We start from the raw sequence: 15,247 nt of genomic DNA on the forward strand, positions 1-15,247 counted from the left end.
CGCGGCCCCCATGCCTATTGGACATGCGGACCGTTTTGTCCGATTGCTATCTCCGTCTTCACGGGTGTGCGACAGGTCCTTCACTTTTGGAAGACGTCATCTTATCGATAGTGCGCGCCACTGGCCCACCGGCCTGACCATTCCAAGAATTCGGAGCTCCCATGAAACACCTCCTCGCACTGGCGATCCCGTGCGTTCTGGCCGTCGCCTATGTCGCGCCCGCACACGCTGAAGATACCGATGACCGCTTCCAGATTCGCCTCGGTGCGATGAATGTGGACAACGACAACACCATCCGCGGCAACACGCTGCTGGCGGGCAACAACGTGTCGGTCAATGAAGATTTCAAGCTGGGCGGCAAGGAATGGGAGCCGCGCGTGGATGGCGTGTTCCGCATCAGCACCCGCCAGCGCCTGATCTTCGATTACTTCAAGTACGACAAGGATCGCCGCGAGACCCTGAGCCAGGATCTGAGCGCCGGCGGCGTGACCGTGCCCACCGGCAGCTTCATCAAGGGCGAGCTGAAGTATCAGGTCGCGACCCTGGTGTACGACTACTCGGTGATCGATTCGCCGGAATTCAGCCTGGGCCTGCAGATCGGCGCCGAATACGCCAAGGTGGAGGCCAATGCCTATGCGGATTTGGGCAGCGTGTTCAGCGGCGATGTCGTGGATGAAAGCGAAGACGGCGCTGCGCCGGTCGTGGGCATCCGTTTCACCGCCCGTCCGAGCGAGCACTGGCTGTTCAACGTGCAGGGCCAGTACCTCAACACCAGCTGGGGCGATTTCGGCGATTACGAAGGCGACCTGAGCCGCGCCAACGCGATGGCCGAATACCGCTTCACCAAGAACTTCGGCATCTTCGCCGGCTACGACTGGTTCAAGCTCGACGTCGACCAGCGCGGCAGCGATGGCCTGATCGGCCTGAAGCAGGAGTTCAAGGGCCCGGTGGCAGGCGTGACGTTCGCGTTCTGATCTGCACCACCGTTGCAAGCGAACGGCCCGCCCTGTGCGGGCCGTTCGCGTTTCAGCTGCCCGGCGGCGTCGACGGCGCCAGGAACGGCTGCGTAGCCACGCACACGGGCCGGCCAGCGGCATCGCGTCCATACCGGCGCACAACACGCCCACCTGCGCCGCATCGGCGATCGGCCTGGTTATCCAACGGCCCCGCCCAGCGATCAGCTGGCTGCCGTAACGCTGCGGTCTGTCGTCTGCCATGAACACGCGATCGGTCAGCAGGACCTGCTGATGCGCCGACCTCGCCACTGCGAGCGCCCTTCCTGGTCAAGGTGTCCAGCACGCGCTCCTGCAAGGCAGGATCGGCGCGGGCATGCTGCACCGGCAGCCGGCAGCCGGCAGCCGGCGGCGACGCCGTCGCGTCCGGCCTGGATCGCGCTCGGCAAGCCCTGGTGCCGGGCGACGCCGTGGCGAATCTGCGGCAGATGCTCGGCGGCAACCGCCAGCATCGTCAAACGTCCGCACGCTGCAGCCAGGCGCCGGCGTGCTCACTCGGCGACGCGTTCGCCGCCCTTGATCACGCCTTCTACCTGCCGCAACACGGTGACGTCCTGCAGCGGATCGCCGCTGACCGCGATCAGATCGGCGTAGCGGCCCGGGGCGATGGCGCCGACGTCGTTGCTGCGCCCCAGGGCCAGGGCTGCGTCCACGGTGGCGGCACGGATCGCTTCCAGCGGCGTCATGCCCCACTCCACCATCTTGGCGAACTGGCGCGCGTTGTCGCCGTTGGGATACACACCGCCGTCGCTGCCGAACACCAACTTGACCCCGGCCGCGTGCGCGGCACGAAAGGTCTCGCGCTGCTTGCGCCCGATCTGGCGCTCCTTTTCCAGCGATTCGGCGAACAGGCCATTCCTTTCGCCTTCGGCCAGGATGTAGTCGTCGTTGTAGATGTCCATCGAAAACCAGGTGCCATGCGCCTTGGCCAGCTTGAAGGATTCCGCATCGGCCAGGCTGGCGTGCTCGATGGTGTCGGCGCCTGCACGGATCGCATCGTTGATGCCGGCGGTGCCATGCGCATGCACGGCGACCTTCAGGCCCAACCGGTGCGCCTCGTCCACCAGCGCGCGCATTTCCTCCAGGCTGTATTGCTGCCCGCCGACGCTGTCGGTCTTGGACAGCACGCCGCCGGTGCCGCAGAACTTGATCACTTCTGCGCCATATTTGCGCAGCGTGCGCACTGCCGCGCGGATCGCGTCCGGGCCATCGGCGACACCGGGGCCGCTGACCTTGACCGAGGGCGGAAATTCGGTGGCATCGCAATGGCCGCCGGTCGCGCCGATGCCATAGGTGGCCGGCACGATACGCGGGCCGGGCACGGTGCCGCGCTCGATCGCCTGCTTGAGCGCGACATCGTCGTAGTTGAGCGAGCCGACATTGCGCACCGTGGTGAAGCCTGCGCGCAGCGTTTTTGCGGCATTGGCCACACCGACCACGGTCCAGAAATTGTCGGTGTACTCCAGGGCCTTGTAGCCGCCCAGGGTGGGGTCCACGGTGAGATGCACATGCATGTCGATCAGCCCCGGCAACAGCGTGCGCTCGCCCAGATCGATGCGCTGCACCTCGGCCGGCAGCGGATCGCCCTGCCGACCGACGCGGGTGATACGGCCGGCAACCACTTCGATCTGCGGCTTGTCCACATAGTGGCCGGCCTGCACGTCCAGCAGGCGCGCGGCGGTGATCACGGTGGTCTGTGCGTGCGCACCCAGCGAGGCACACAGGCAGCCGGCAGCGGCGAGCAGCACCGGCAAATGCATCTTCGACATCGGGGTCGTCCCTGAGCTGCGAACGGCGTGTCCGCGCCCCGATGGTGCAAGCGTACTGCGGGCTGCGCAAGCGCCTGCGCATGGATGTCGCACCTGCAATGCGTGGCCTCGTCAGCCGTGTCTGGCGCGCGGGCGATGCGCCGTCGCCGCGCGCCATGCCCCGGGGACCTGCGCAATCGGCTTGAAGGCCCGGCCCTGTCGAACCCGGTGATCAAGCGCAACGGCCAAGTCCGGTCGCCACATGCGGCTGCGTCGCACATCGAAAATGCCGCAAAACTCTGCGCGTGCGCAGTCGCATCGCATGCACTAACGCGTCCTACACGATACGGCGCAGCGCAGCGCCGCGCCGCAGCGATCGTGCCAACGGCGATCGCGCTTACCCGTGCCCCTGACGACAACGCCCCGCACAAGGCGGGGCGTTGTTGACCGCTGCGGACGCGCGCGGTTACTTCTTCTTGGGGATGTACAGGTCGGTGATGGTGCCGTCGTAGACCTCGGCCGCCATGCCGACCGATTCGCTCAGGGTCGGATGGGCGTGGATGGTGTGGCCGATGTCTTCGGCCTCGGCGCCCATCTCGATCGCCAGCCCGATCTCGGCCAGCAGGTCACCGGCATGCACGCCGACGATGGCGCCACCGATGACGCGGTGGGTCTCTTCGTCGAAGATCAGCTTGGTGAAGCCCTCGGTGCGGCCGATGCCGATCGCACGGCCGCTGGCGGCCCACGGGAACTTGGCCACGCCGACCTTCAGGCCCTTGGCCTTGGCTTCGGTCTCGGTGACGCCGACCCAGGCGATTTCCGGATTGGTGTACGCCACCGACGGGATCACCCGCGCCACCCATTCCTTTTTCTCGCCGGCAGCCACTTCGGCGGCCAGCTTGCCTTCGTGGGTGGCCTTGTGCGCCAGCATCGGGTTACCGACGATGTCGCCGATGGCGAAGATGTGCGGCACGTTGGTGCGCATCTGCCGGTCCACCGGAATGAAGCCGCGCTCGGTAACGGTGACGCCCGCCTTCTCTGCGCCGATCTTCTTGCCGTTGGGCGAACGGCCCACCGCCACCAGCACGCGGTCATAGGCGGTCGCCTGCAGGCCGGGCTTCTCGCCCTCCACAGCCGCCTCGAAGGACACGTTGATGCCGACCTTGTCGGCGGTGACGTCGGTGGCCTTGGTCTTGAGATGGACCTCGACGCCCTGCTTCTTCAGGCGGTCGGCCAGCGGCTTGACCAGGTCCTTGTCGGCGCCCGGCATCAGCTGGTCCATGAACTCGACCACGGTGACCTTGCTGCCGAGCGCGCTGTACACCGTGGCCATTTCCAGGCCGATGATGCCGCCGCCGACCACCAGCAGGGTCTTGGGGATGTCGTGCAGCTCCAGCGCGTCGGTGGAGTCCATCACGCGCTTGTCGTCCCACGGGAAGTTGGGCAGCTTCACCGCCTGCGAACCAGCGGCGATGATGCAATGCTCGAAGCGCAGCAGCTGGGTCTTGCCGTCGTCGCCGACGATCTCCAGCTCGTTGGGCGACACGAACGACGCCACGCCGGTGACGGTACGCACCTTGCGCTGCTTGGCCATGCTGGCCAGGCCGCCGGTGAGCTTGCCAACCACTTTTTCCTTGTACTCGCGCAGCTTGTCCAGGGTGATCTTGGGCTGGCCGAAGTCCACGCCGAAATCGCCGGCATGCGCCACTTCGTCGATCACCGCGGCGGCATGCAGCAGCGCCTTGGACGGGATGCAGCCGACATTGAGGCAGACCCCGCCCAGGCTGGCATAGCGCTCGATCAGCACCGTGTCCAGGCCCAGGTCGGCGGCGCGGAACGCGGCGGTGTAGCCGCCGGGGCCGGCGCCGAGCACCACCATCTTGCATTCGATATCGGCCGGCTTGCCACTGGCCAGCGCCGGCTTGGACGGCGCCGGTTCGGCCGGGGCGCGATGCGACGGCGTCACCGGCGGCTTGCTGCCGGGTGCGGCGGCCGCAGGGGCCGCAGCAGGCGCAGCGGCCTTGGTGTCGGCCTTGGCGGGCGCAGGCGCAGCGGCCTCGCCTGCGGTTTCCAGCAGCAGCACCACTGCGCCTTCGGACAGGCTGTCGCCGACCTTGACCTTGAGTTCCTTGACCACACCGGCGGCCGAGGACGGCACTTCCAGCGTGGCCTTGTCCGACTCCAGCGTCACCAGGCCCTGGTCCTTGGCCACGCTGTCGCCCACGGCGACCAGCACTTCGATGACGGGGACATCGCTGTAATCGCCGATGTCGGGAACCTTGATTTCAATGACCGCCATTTGCTTCTCCTGTGGCTCAACCGGCCGTGCCGGCAAGCGTCTGCTGGAGTTCATCCAGCGACGATTCGATTTGGGTCCAGCGCTTGTCGCGCTTCTTTTCCTTGCCGTCGCTGGCCTCGATCAGCAACGCGGCCTGCTGCAGCAGCAGCTCGCCGGCGCCGCAGCTCGGGCGCGTACCGCTGTAGCGCACTCCGTCGACCTGGAACGACAGCACTTCGCCCTCGGTCACCGGCGCGGTGCGGCCGCTCGGTGCCAGCTGGGTCAGGGCCGCGGTCCAGTTGCTGACCAGACGCTTGGCCAGCGCCGCCGGAATCGGGATCTCGACCGTTTCCGGGGTCTGCTCGGTGCGGAACTGCACACTGCCGCGATCGGCCTGACTGACCCAGCTGTAGACGCGCTCGTCGGCGCGACTATGGCGCAAGGTCCAGTCGGCGCCGTCCTTGCCCGGCACCAGCGACACGCCGCTTTCCACGCCACGCGCGGGCAGGGTCAGCAACGACAAGGCCGGCTTGCTGGCGCCGTCGAGCAGCGTGCTCACTGCGGTGCCGTAGTTGCCCACCGCCGGCGGCCAGCCGCGCCCCAGCGTGCTGTCGCACTCGCGTGCCACCGCACCGCTGCACGGCAACACGCCGAGCAAGGCGATCGTCAGCAGCGCAGTCCTCACAGCAGGACGCGACGCATGTCGGCCAGCACCTGGCTGAGGTAGGTGGTGAAGCGGGCCGCCAGCGCGCCGTCGATGACGCGGTGGTCGTAGCTCAGCGACAACGGCAGCATCAACTTCGGCGCGAACTCCTTGCCGTTCCAGACCGGCTGCATCGCCGACTTGGACACGCCCAGGATCGCCACTTCCGGTGCATTGATGATCGGCGTGAACGCGGTGCCGCCGATGCCGCCGAGCGAGCTGATCGAGAAGCAGCCCCCGCTCATGTCGCCCGGGCCGAGCTTGCCGTCGCGCGCCTTCTTGGCCAGCTCGCCGCTTTCCTGCGCGATCTGCAGCACGCCCTTCTTGTCCACGTCGCGGATCACCGGAACCACCAGGCCGTTCGGCGTATCGGCGGCAAAACCGATGTTGATGTACTTCTTCAGCGTGAGGTTTTCGCCGGCTGCATCGAGCGAGGCGTTGAACTCGGGGAACTTCTTCAGCGCCGCGGCACTGGCCTTGACCAGGAAGGCGAGCATGGTCAGCTTGATGCCGGCCTTCTCGTTTTCCTTGTTCAGCGCCACGCGCAGGGCTTCCAGATCGGTGATGTCGGCCGATTCGAACTGGGTGACGTGCGGAATCATCGCCCAGTTGCGCGCCAGGTTGGCACCGGAAATCTTCTTGATGCGCGACAGCGGCTGGGTTTCGGTCTCGCCGAACTTGCTGAAGTCCACCTTCGGCCAGGCCAGCAGGTTCAGGCCGTTGCCGCCACCGGCCGGTGCGGCACCGGCTGCGGCAGGCGCGCCACCGCTGAGTGCGGCCTTGACGAAGCGCTGCACGTCTTCACGGGTGATACGGCCGCCCTTTTCGCTGCCCTTGAGCTGGTTCAGGTCCACGCCCAGCTCGCGCGCGAACACGCGCACCACCGGGCTGGCGTAGGCCACCTTGGACGGCAGCACGCTGTCGGCGTCGAAGGTCACCGGCGGGCTGGATGGCTGCCCGGCCGACGGCTGGCCGCCCTGCGCAGGCTGCGCGGCCTCGCTGGAGCGCGCGCCCTGCACCTGCGCGATCTCGCGCTGGGCCAGCTTGTCCGGCTCGGCCGACACCGCGACCGGCTCGACCTTGCCGGCGGTTTCGGCGGTGTCGGTGCTGGGCTTGGCCGGGGACTGCGCCGCACCGCCGCCGCCATCGCTGGCAGCGATGATCGCCACCACGTTGCCCTGCGAGAGCGTATCGCCCACCTTGACCTTGAGTTCCTTGACCACGCCGGCGGCCGAGGACGGCACTTCCATCGTGGCCTTGTCCGATTCCAGCGTGACCAGGCTCTGGTCCTTGGCGACGGTATCGCCGACGGCGACCAGCACCTCGATCACCGGGATGTCGGTGTAATCGCCGATATCCGGCACGCGCGCCTCGACCAGACCGCCTTCGGCGGCAGCGGATGCAGCCGGGGCTGCCTTGGCAGCAGGTGCCGGGGCAGCAGCGGGAGCGGCCTTGGCCGGGGCAGCAGGCGCGGCAGCGGCCGGCTTGGACGCAGTGTCGGCGCCGGCATCGGCCACTTCGATCAGCGCCACCAGCGCGCCCTGCGACAGCGCGTCGCCGACCTTGACCTTGATCTCCTTGACCACGCCGGACACCGACGAGGGCACTTCCATCGTGGCCTTGTCCGATTCCAGCGTGACCAGGCTCTGGTCCTTGCTGACCGTATCGCCGACCGACACCAGCACCTCGATTACCGGGACATCGCTGTAGTCACCGATATCGGGGACAAGTGCTTCCTTGATTTCGGCCATACGGGGAACTCCGGCAACAGATGGGGAAACCCCTATTGTGGCCGGCCACGGGCCGCAGCGCCAACCATTGCCGCGGAAAAAATCGCACGGCCGGCAGGATGCAGCGTCCGCGCACGCGCGCGCGTGCTTATTTCGGGGCGCGTCGTTCCACCCGCAACAGTTGCAGTGGCTCGCCCGAGGGCAAACGATACGCCAGCGCATTGTCCAGCCCATCCAGCGCTTGAACACGGTCGCACAAGCGCTGCGCGCGCGGACGCAATGCACGCGCCTGCGGCTCGACCAGACGCTCGATGCGCGCGTCAAGCCCATCGAGCGAACGCAGCTGCACGTCGTTGCCGGTGAGCCCCGACTGCACCGCACCGGCGATCACATCGCCGATCACCTGCGGCAATACCTCGGCGACCAGCGCGCCGATGTCGTCGTCGATATTCACGGGCGTGAGCTGGCTTTTGCTGAAGCTCTGCTTCAAGCGCAGATCGATCTTTTCGCGCACGCTGGCCAGTTGCGCACGGGTGGCCTCGGGACTGCGGCTGAATCCGGCGGCCACTTCGCCGAGCGCGGTGACCGCGATATCTGCAGCCTCGCGGCCGACCTCCTGCGCCAGCGGCACCACCTCGCGGGTCTGCCGCTCGAACTGGATCAGGCGAGTGCGGTCGTCTGCGCTCAGCGTCACCCAGCGATCGTCGACGAACAACGCGCCCTGGCGCATCACCAGGCGCTGCGGCGACCCGGCGTCGCGAATCAGGATCAGGCTGCGCGGGTTGAGCGTGAGGTCGTAATCGCTGCTGACATCGCAATGCATCTCGTCGGCAGCGGTCGCATCCGCTGCAGCAACGCTGCCCAACGCCAACGCCAGCGCTGCCGCCATCGTCATTGCGTGTCTGATCGCCATTGCGGTGCTCCTTCATCTGCTGCCTGCACTGTGCGGCCACGCGCTGCGGGCTGCCTGTGCCGGACGCTGGCATGACTTATGGCGGTAGCTGGCGGTGTGGCGGCTGTCTGCGTACGCACTGACGGGTATGCGCCGCGCCGGTACGCAGCGTGGCGCTTGTTTCGCGGTGCCAGGGCCGCATCAGTCCAATGCATCGCGCAGCGATTGCCACGCTTGGCACAGGCGCGGCAACGACCATGCAGCGTTGGCCGGACTGGTGGAAGGCAACGCCACAAGCGGCACGCTGCGCGCACCCGGCGATAGCAGCGGATCGACGTGGCGACGCCAGGCCTGCGCCGCTGCGGCGCCATTGCAGGCCACCATGCGCAGCTGCGGCAGGCGTGCCAGCACGGCTGGCAGCGGATTGACCACGACACTGTCTGCGACGATGGCGGCATCCAGGCTGCCGCGGCGCGCGCACTGGCCGATGACGTCCCACACGCCGACGCCACGCGCGTTCAGCGCCTGCATGCGTAAGGCATACGCTGCGGCGGCATCGATGCCTAATAGGGCATGCATCAAGGGCCAGAACCGATTGCGCGGATGCGCGTAATAGCGGCCCGCCTCCAACGATGCGATGCCGGGCATCGAGCCGAGCACCAGGACACGGCAATCGTTAGGAATGTGCGCTGGCAAGCCGTCACGTACGTCGTTTTTCGTCACGGCGATCGCATCTGCGTGAATGTCTTTTTCAGCCTGCATGTCGCAACCGCAACCTTCTTGGGAAAGTTCCTGAACAAACGAAATTTTAGCGAGCTGCAGGTAGGCGTGGATTCAGATTTTCAGGAATAGCTTTGGCGCGGCCCACTCCACGGGCCTAACAAAAATTATGCGAGGAGACCTCCAATGCGTGCCATTTCCATCCTGAGCCTGGCTGCCGTATCCGCTCTTGCGTTTGCACCGTCCGCGTTCGCGCAGGACACCACTTATACCGGCGACACCTCCTCGACTTCCACCAGCGCCGATAGCGCGTCCGGCAAGCATTGGGCAGTGGTCGGTGGTGTCGCCTTGATCAAGCCGAAGAACGATCCGGCTCCGGGCCTGGACGTCGATGGCGGCCCGGCGCCGACGCTGAGCGCCAGCTACTACATCAACGACAACTGGGCCGTTGAACTGTGGGGCGCCGCCGACAAGTTCAACCACCGTGTCAACGCCGATGGCGCGGGCAAGCTGGGCACTGTCGAGCAGCAGCCGATCGCCATCAGCGGCCAGTATCACTTCGGCCAGGCCGACAACGTGTTCCGTCCGTTCGTGGGCGTGGGTTACTACGAATCGAACTTCAGCAACGAGAAGATCGATGCGGCGTCGACCACCGGTCAGCACGTGGGCCTGGATACCGCCAAGGGCGTGATCGGCACCGTCGGTGTGGACATGAACATCAACTCCACTTGGTTCGCACGTGCCGACGCCCGCTACATGCGTTCGCGTCCGGAACTGCGCGTGGGCGGCCAGGGCACCGGCAGCGAGCTGGAACTGGATCCGTGGACCGTTGGTTTCGGTGTCGGCGCGCGCTTCTAAGCACGTCGCGATACGCAACGTCCGAGTCGAAAAAACGGGCCGTCAGGCCCGTTTTTTTATGCACGACATCCACGACTGCGCCGGGCTGCGTCGGCGCATGGCGTGCACCTGACGCGTTTCAACGCCAGTAGACGCTGCCGCGCAAGCGCGCGGTGCGCCAACGCCACCACAGCAAGGTGGCGTAAGCCAACGCATAGCCGAGCAGCACGCCGGCGGCACCCAGCAGGCTGGCATGGCTGAGCCAGCCATCGACCGGCCATGCCACGCCCTGCCAGGCACTGCGCCACCCCTGCACCATGCCGGCGATCACCCGCACCACTACCAGCGCAGTCAAGGCCAGCACGAGCCAGAGATTGGGCCGATAGAACAACCCTTGGGTGGTGCGCTCGAACTGGGTCAGGCGCAACGCCAGCACACCCAGCGCCAGCCCGCATGCCCAGCCGAAGGCGGCATGACTGATCGCACCTGGCCAGAATGCCGCGGCGATCGCGGTGAAAATGACGAACAACACGCTGGAAAGGACCGCAGACACCAGATTGATCATCAGCAACCAGCCGCGTGCCTGGCGGCGCGCGGTACCGACACGGAAACGCTGCAGCAACGATAACGGGAACAGCACCGCGAACACCGCCAGGGCGATGATCACGGCCAGCGGGATGGCAAGAAGCAGGGGCATCGCATCGGTGGCCGGAGAGCAGGGCCCCCCACGCTACTACGCCTGCGTCAGCCCTGTGTGTTCGGTGCCGCCGGTGCGATCGGCCGCGCGCACTGGCCTGGTGAGCGCGACCGTCGTGATCGCACTCAGAACGCGGGCAGGACCGCGCCCTTGTACTTCTGTTCGATAAAGGCCTTCACTTCCGGGCTGGTCAAGGCCTTGGCCAGCTTCTGCACGCGCGCATCGTCCTTGTTGTCTGCGCGCGCCACCAGGAAGTTCACGTATGGCGACTCCTTGCTTTCGATCGCCAGCGCATCGCGGGTGGGGTTGAGCCCGGCGTCGAGCGCGTAGTTGGTGTTGATCAGCGCCAGGTCCACCTGATCCAGCACGCGTGGCAGCATCGCCGAATCGAGCTCGCGGAATTTCAGCTGCTTGGGGTTGTCGACGATGTCGCGCTGGGTGGACAGCGCGTTGCTCGGGTCCTTGAGTTTGATCACGCCGGCCTTGTCGAGCAGGATCAGCGCGCGGCTGTTGTTGCTCGGGTCGTTGGGAATCACTACGTCGGCGCCGGTCGGCAGATCGGCCAGCGCCTTGAAGCGGCGCGAGTATGCACCGAACGGCTCGATATGCACGCCGACCACGGTCACCAGCTGGCTCTTGCGGTCGCGGTTGTAGGCGTCCAGGTAGGGCTCGGTCTGGAAATAGTTGACGTCGATCTGCTTCTGCACGACCTGGTCGTTGGGCTGCACGTAGTCGTTGAACACGCGCACATCCAGCTTCACACCCTGCTTGGCCAGCAGCGGTTCGACCACTTCCAGGATTTCGGCGTGCGGCACCGCCGTAGCAGCGACGGTGAGGGTATCGCCACCGCTGCCGCCATTGCCGCCGCAGGACGCCAACGCAAGCGTGGCCACAGCAAGAAGGGAACGAAACGCAAATGTGCTCATGAAAGGGTCCGTGGGAGGAGGAATGCGGACGGGCCGCAGGCGTTAAACCTAGCAGACCGCAGGTGCAGCGGCGATGCGGCGGCCCGCGCCGGCCGTGCAGGCAAGACGAACGCCGGGAAGATGCCAGCGCAGCCGGCTGCAGCTGACCGCAACGATGGCCGCCGATGCGGGCATGCACCGCGGCCACCGGTTGCCGACCCGGCGGCGCCTCTGGCTCAGCGGCGGCTGTAGCGGGCCACCAGGCGATCGCCCAGCATCTGCAACAGCTGCACCAGCACCAGCAAGGCGATGACGGTGATCAGCGCGACATCGGCATGCGAGCGCATATAGCCCTCGCGGTAGGCCACATCGCCCAGGCCGCCGGAGCCGATCGCCCCGCCCATGGCGGTGAAGCCGATCAGCGCGATGGTGGTGACGGTGGCGCCTGCGATCAGGCCGGGGCGCGCTTCGGGCAACAGCACCCACAGCACCAGCTGGCGCGTGGTGGCACCCATCGCCTGGCTGGCTTCGATAATGCCGCGGTCCACCTCGCGCAGCGCGGTTTCCACCAGGCGCGCATAGAACGGCGCGGCGCCCACCACCAGCGGCAGGATCGCGCCGCGCACGCCGAGCGAGGTGCCCATCAGCGCCAGGGTGAGCGGGATCATCGCAATCATCAGGATGATGAAGGGCACCGAGCGCAGCAGGTTGATCACCAGGGCCAGCGCGCCGTACACCACCGGACGACGGCGTAGCTGCGGGGCGCCGCACAGGAACAGCGCAACACCCAGCGGCAGGCCGATCAGCAAGGTCAGCGGCAGCGCGCCAGCCAGCATCAGCAAGGTATCCAGGGTCGCCTGCCCGATGTCGCCCCATTTGGCGGCATCGAGATTGCGGAAAAAACCGCCTGCGGCGGCGATCGGCGTCAGGTTCATACGCGCAGGTCCTCCACGTGCACGCCGGCGGCGACAAAGCCGGCACGCGCAGCATTCTGGTCGCCGCCGGTCAGCGCGACGATGAGCTGACCGTACGGCGTGTCCTTGATGCGGTCCACGCGCCCGGACAGGATGTTGTAGTCGACCCCGGTCTCGCGGGCGATGCGGCCCAGCACCGGCTCGTAGGTACCGTTCCCCAGGAAGGTCAGCCGCACCACCCGCCCGCCGACGGCGGCGAAATCGCGGTGCAGCTCGGCCTCGTCCACGTGCTCGGCTTCGGACACGAAACGCCGCGTGGTGGCATGTTTGGGATGCAGGAACACCTCGGTGACCGGGCCGGTTTCCACCAGCTTGCCGGCGTCCAGCACCGCCACGCGGTCGCAGACCCGGCGGATCACGTCCATTTCGTGGGTGATCAGCACGATGGTCAGGCCCAGCTCGCGGTTGATCTGCGCCAGCAGTTGCAGCACCGAGGCGGTGGTCTGCGGGTCCAGCGCGCTGGTGGCCTCGTCGCACAGCAGGATCTGCGGCCGGGTGGCCAGCGCGCGCGCAATGCCCACGCGCTGCTTCTGGCCGCCGGACAGCTGCGCCGGATACTTGTTGGCGTGCTCCTGCAGGCCGACCCGCGCCAGCAGCTCGGCCACCCGCGCATCGACCTGCGCGCGTGCGGTGCCGGCCAGTTCCAGCGGAAAGGCTACATTGCCGGCCACGGTGCGCGAGGACAGCAGGTTGAAGTGCTGGAAGATCATGCCGATGCGCCGACGCAGGCCACGCATGCCCTGGCTGTCCAGCGCGGTGACGTCTTCCTCGCCAATCAGCAGGCGCCCGCCGCTAGGCTCCTCCAGCCGGTTGATCAAGCGGATCAGCGTGGATTTGCCGGCACCGGAATGACCGATGATGCCGAACACCTCGCCGGGGCCGATCCGCAGATCGAGCGGATGCAGCGCCACGATCTGGCGACCGTCGACGGAGTAAGACTTGTGCAGGCCCTGAAACTGGATCACCGCGCGTGGCCGATTGGGGGGTCGTGAAGCCTACCAGTCAATGTTTACGGCCGTCATTCCATTAGGTTCTAACGGCTGGGATTGGGGATTGGGGATTCGCAAAAGCCAAAGCGCCTTGCCGTTGCCCTTGCGAATCCCAATCCCGACTCCCGAATCCCCAATCACGGCCTATCCAGCGGCGGCGGCCTATCGGCCTGCCGTATCCGCTCCCGCCGCAACAGGTACAGCCCGCTGGCGACGATGATGCCGGCGCCGGTCCAGGTCCAGCCGTCGGGCAAGGTCTGCCACAGCAGCCAGTCCCAGCCGATCACCCAGACCAGGCCGGTGTATTCCAGCGGCGCGATCATCGAGGCCTCGCCGCGCAGGAAGGCCTGGGTCAGCGCAATCTGCCCCAGCGCGCCGGCCAGGCCCATGCCGGCGATCAGCCAGCCGTGGCTGGCCTGCAACGGCACCCAGTCGGGGATGGCCAGCAAGCCGGCGCCGATGGCCATGAACAGCAGGAACCACACCACCATGGACTGCGGCGTATCGGTGCGGGTCAGCAGGCTCACCGTGACTGCGGCGATGGCATAGGCGGTGGCCGCCAGCAGCACCATCAGCCCGGGCAGCGACACCAACCCGCCCACGCCCGGGCGCAGCACCACGATGACCCCGACCAGGCCGATGGCGATCGCCGTCCAGCGCCGCGGCCCCACGTGTTCCCCCAGTAGCGGCACCGACAAGGCCGCCACCAGCAACGGTGCCACGAAGTAGATGGTGTAGGCGGTGGACAGCGGCATCCGCTTCAGGCCGTAGACGAAGCAGCCGATCATCACCATGCCCAGGCCCCCGCGCAGCAGATGCAGGCCCCAGCGCACCGGCACGATGGCACGCGGCCCGGCGGTGGCGAACACCCACACCAGCACGAACGGCAGCGACGCGGCGCCACGCAACAGGGTCACCTGCAACGGCGGGTAATGCGCCGACAGCAGCTTCATCGCCGCATCCATCAGCGAGAAGCAGGCCACGGCGGCGACCATCCAGGCGATGGCGGCAAGCGGAGAACGGGGGTTGGGCATGGACGCATTATCGCCGTCGCAACGCGCCAACCGCCATGCGCCGATGACGGGCATCCGGGCGCGATGGCCTAGAATGGCCGCTGTTTTCAGACAACAGGAGCTTTGCATGCCTTCCTTCGACGTCGTGTCCGAAGTCGACAAGCACGAACTGACCAATGCGGTGGACCAGGCCAACCGTGAACTGGACACGCGTTTCGATTTCAAGGGTGTGGAAGCCAAGTTCGAACTGGAGGACGGCAAGGTGATCAACCAGTCCGCACCCAGCGACTTCCAGCTCAAGCAGATGACCGACATCCTGCGCGCGCGGCTGTTGGCGCGCAGCATCGATGTGCGCTGCCTGGACTTTGGCGATGTGGAAACCAATCTGGCCGGTGCGCGGCAGAAGGTCACCGTCAAGCAGGGCCTCGAGCAGAAGCAGGCCAAGCAGCTGGTGGCCAAGCTCAAGGAAGCCAAGATCAAGGTCGAGGCGCAGATCAACGGCGACAAGCTGCGCGTGACCGGCAAGAAGCGCGACGACCTGCAGGATGCGATCGCGCTGCTGAAAAAGGCCGATTTCGAGCTTCCGCTGCAATTTGACAACTTCCGCGACTGAGCGTGCGCGGGCGATGCCGGTGAGTGCGGTGGCCGACGCCGACATGCAGGCGCCTGCAGTGCGTTGCGGCGCCGTGCGGTGGGGCCAGCAACGCCTGCGTTGCGGCCGCGCTGAGCGCGATCGTCGCTGCGGGCC

14 protein-coding genes are annotated in these 15,247 nt (G+C 66.8%); 3 read left to right on the plus strand and 11 right to left on the minus strand.

The features are described 5' to 3' along the window. Nucleotides 1-161: 161 nt before the first annotated feature. Nucleotides 162-974, plus strand: a complete 813-nt coding sequence (locus tag VZ068_RS18060; RefSeq protein ID WP_259156657.1) for a hypothetical protein — start codon at nucleotides 162-164, stop codon at nucleotides 972-974. A 530-nt stretch (nucleotides 975-1,504) separates the two neighbouring features. Here the strand turns inward: VZ068_RS18060 and VZ068_RS18065 are convergent. The 6 genes from VZ068_RS18065 to VZ068_RS18090 all read right to left on the minus strand — a co-directional run bounded on the left by VZ068_RS18065 (nucleotide 1,505) and on the right by VZ068_RS18090 (nucleotide 9,126). Then, entirely contained in the window at nucleotides 1,505-2,782 is a 1,278-nt protein-coding gene (locus VZ068_RS18065; RefSeq protein ID WP_349656069.1) for an amidohydrolase family protein, read from the minus strand. Between the two features lie 445 nt (nucleotides 2,783-3,227). Continuing rightward, complete coding sequence (lpdA, locus tag VZ068_RS18070; RefSeq protein ID WP_349656070.1) at nucleotides 3,228-5,060, minus strand: dihydrolipoyl dehydrogenase; 1,833 nt, start codon at nucleotides 5,058-5,060, stop codon at nucleotides 3,228-3,230. A gap of 16 nt (nucleotides 5,061-5,076) precedes the next feature. Beyond that, nucleotides 5,077-5,724, minus strand: a complete 648-nt coding sequence (locus tag VZ068_RS18075) for a hypothetical protein (RefSeq protein ID WP_259163126.1) — start codon at nucleotides 5,722-5,724, stop codon at nucleotides 5,077-5,079. Then, complete coding sequence (locus tag VZ068_RS18080) at nucleotides 5,721-7,493, minus strand: dihydrolipoyllysine-residue acetyltransferase (protein ID WP_349656071.1); 1,773 nt, start codon at nucleotides 7,491-7,493, stop codon at nucleotides 5,721-5,723. The genes VZ068_RS18075 and VZ068_RS18080 overlap by 4 nt, the downstream gene beginning before the upstream one ends. A 127-nt stretch (nucleotides 7,494-7,620) precedes the next feature. Further along, nucleotides 7,621-8,385 carry a YggN family protein gene (locus VZ068_RS18085; RefSeq protein ID WP_259163128.1) on the minus strand — a complete coding sequence of 255 codons (765 nt, stop codon included), beginning with the start codon at nucleotides 8,383-8,385 and terminating at the stop codon, nucleotides 7,621-7,623. Between the two features lie 180 nt (nucleotides 8,386-8,565). After that, entirely contained in the window at nucleotides 8,566-9,126 is a 561-nt protein-coding gene (locus VZ068_RS18090; protein WP_259156666.1) for a DNA-deoxyinosine glycosylase, read from the minus strand. A 144-nt stretch (nucleotides 9,127-9,270) separates the two neighbouring features. Here VZ068_RS18090 and VZ068_RS18095 point away from each other — a divergent pair, with 144 nt between their 5' ends. After that, entirely contained in the window at nucleotides 9,271-9,942 is a 672-nt protein-coding gene (locus VZ068_RS18095; RefSeq protein WP_259156667.1) for an OmpW family outer membrane protein, read from the plus strand. Nucleotides 9,943-10,060: 118 nt separating this feature from the next. Here VZ068_RS18095 and VZ068_RS18100 read toward each other — a convergent pair whose 3' ends face one another. The 5 genes from VZ068_RS18100 to VZ068_RS18120 form a co-directional block, all read right to left on the minus strand. Continuing rightward, nucleotides 10,061-10,618: a DUF1453 domain-containing protein gene (locus tag VZ068_RS18100; RefSeq protein ID WP_259156668.1), complete on the minus strand. Its 558-nt coding sequence runs from the start codon at nucleotides 10,616-10,618 to the stop codon at nucleotides 10,061-10,063. A 125-nt stretch (nucleotides 10,619-10,743) separates the two neighbouring features. After that, nucleotides 10,744-11,544, minus strand: a complete 801-nt coding sequence (locus tag VZ068_RS18105; protein WP_259156669.1) for a MetQ/NlpA family ABC transporter substrate-binding protein — start codon at nucleotides 11,542-11,544, stop codon at nucleotides 10,744-10,746. Between the two features lie 215 nt (nucleotides 11,545-11,759). Continuing rightward, nucleotides 11,760-12,452 (minus strand): methionine ABC transporter permease, encoded by a 693-nt coding sequence (locus tag VZ068_RS18110; protein ID WP_259156991.1) that lies wholly within the window; start codon nucleotides 12,450-12,452, stop codon nucleotides 11,760-11,762. A gap of 2 nt (nucleotides 12,453-12,454) precedes the next feature. Further along, a complete protein-coding gene (locus tag VZ068_RS18115; protein WP_349656072.1) occupies nucleotides 12,455-13,462 on the minus strand; it encodes a methionine ABC transporter ATP-binding protein in 1,008 nt (335 codons plus the stop codon). A gap of 161 nt (nucleotides 13,463-13,623) precedes the next feature. Next, nucleotides 13,624-14,520: a DMT family transporter gene (locus VZ068_RS18120; RefSeq protein WP_259156671.1), complete on the minus strand. Its 897-nt coding sequence runs from the start codon at nucleotides 14,518-14,520 to the stop codon at nucleotides 13,624-13,626. A gap of 106 nt (nucleotides 14,521-14,626) precedes the next feature. On the opposite strand from VZ068_RS18120, the gene VZ068_RS18125 reads away from it, so the two are divergent. Continuing rightward, on the plus strand, nucleotides 14,627-15,112 hold the full coding sequence (locus VZ068_RS18125; protein ID WP_259156674.1) for a YajQ family cyclic di-GMP-binding protein: 486 nt from the start codon (nucleotides 14,627-14,629) through the stop codon (nucleotides 15,110-15,112). The last annotated feature ends 135 nt before the right edge of the window (nucleotides 15,113-15,247 follow it).

Origin of the sequence: Xanthomonas sp. 10-10, assembly GCF_040182365.1 — a bacterium.
GTDB lineage: Bacteria > Pseudomonadota > Gammaproteobacteria > Xanthomonadales > Xanthomonadaceae > Xanthomonas > Xanthomonas arboricola_F.